At 58.2% G+C, this 1,318-nt stretch carries 1 protein-coding gene and 1 other annotated feature; the gene reads right to left on the bottom strand.

From position 1 onward, the window contains the following. Positions 1-33 precede the first annotated feature (33 nt). Positions 34-1,268, bottom strand: a protein-coding gene (locus ABD104_RS30150; RefSeq protein ID WP_200663915.1) for an IS3 family transposase whose coding sequence is annotated in 2 segments (ribosomal slippage) — positions 34-989 and positions 989-1,268 — 1,236 coding nt in all. Because the reading frame shifts where the segments join, the coding sequence is not laid out codon by codon here. Then, positions 874-990: a sequence feature (AL1L pseudoknot), on the bottom strand. (Overlaps the previous gene by 117 nt.) Positions 1,269-1,318 lie beyond the last annotated feature (50 nt).

Here is a 1,318-nt window from a genome sequence, read left to right as displayed (position 1 = left end):
TGAATCGCACCGGGGATCGCGGAGGCTTTTTGGTTAAAGTAAAACAGGTTCCACAGTCGGCGCTGCAAGTTGCCGATAGTATCGCGCTTCGGCCTCAGCGGGCGGAATGTCGCCGATGGATTCGAGCAGGCGTTGGTGGTTGAACCACGAGACCCATTCCAGTGTCGCCAACTCCACGGCAGCCTTGGTTTTCCAGGGCGCGCGCCGATGAATCACTTCCGTTTTGTACAGGCCGTTGATCGTTTCGGCCAGCGCATTGTCATAGGCGCTTCCGGTGCTGCCGACTGATGGATTGATTCCGGCCTCGCTCAATCGGTCGGAGTAGCGGATGGACACGTATTGGGATCCCCTATCGGAATGATGGACGAGCCTATCGGACTGCGTCGGTCTTCGATCATAGACAGCCTGCTCCAGGGCATCCAAGACAAAGTCTGTCGTCATGCTGCTGGAGGCTCGCCAGCCGACGATACGCTTGGCATAGGCATCAATGACAAAGGCCACGTATAACCATCCCTGCCAGGTTGAGACGTAGGTGAAATCTGCGACCCACAGTCGATTGGGACGGTCGGCCTCGAAGCGCCGCTTCACCAGATCTCGTGGACAGGCAACTGCGCTATCAGGGATCGTGGTGCGAACCCGTTTGCCGCGCCTGATCCCCTCGATGCCAAGGTGTCGCATCAGACGCTCCACGGTGCACCGCGCCACCGTCACCCCTTCTCGATTCAACTGCTTCCAGACCTTGCGGGCTCCATAGACCCGAAAGTTCTGTTCCCACACACGCTGAATATTCACCATGAGTCGTTCATCCCTCTTGGCTCGTAGGCTTCGCAGTTCCGGATTGCGGCATCGGGCGGCATATCGCCGGTAGGCTGACGGGGCGACCTGCAACACCTTGCAGATCGGCTCGACCCCATACAGGCCCCGGTGCTGGTCGATGTAGGCGTTTATTTCTTCAGTTCGCGGTCGAGCGCCGCCTGAGCGAAAAAAGCACTTGCCGACTTCAGGATTTCATTGGCCCGGCGCAGCTCTTTGACCTCACGCTCGAGCGCTTTGATGCGTTCTTGCTCTGCCTGAGGGACACCAGGCCGCGTGCCAGCCTCCACCTCTTGAAGCTGCACCCACTTCAACAGCGTGTAGCCTGAACAGCCGATCTTGGGCGCAATGGACTGCACCGCCGCCCATTGCGACGGATACTCACCGCGATGCTCTTGCACCAATCGAACGGCACGCTCACGGACTTCAGGCGAAAATTTGTTGTTCTTGCTCATGGCTCCATTTTCTCAAAGGTTGGAGCCTCCTCAAAACTCGGTGCGATTCA

The organism is Pigmentiphaga daeguensis, from assembly GCF_039523035.1.
GTDB classification, from domain to species: domain Bacteria; phylum Pseudomonadota; class Gammaproteobacteria; order Burkholderiales; family Burkholderiaceae_B; genus Pigmentiphaga; species Pigmentiphaga daeguensis.
The sequence above is the reverse complement of the archived record's forward strand: the minus strand, read 5'-3'. Positions and strand labels throughout refer to the sequence as shown.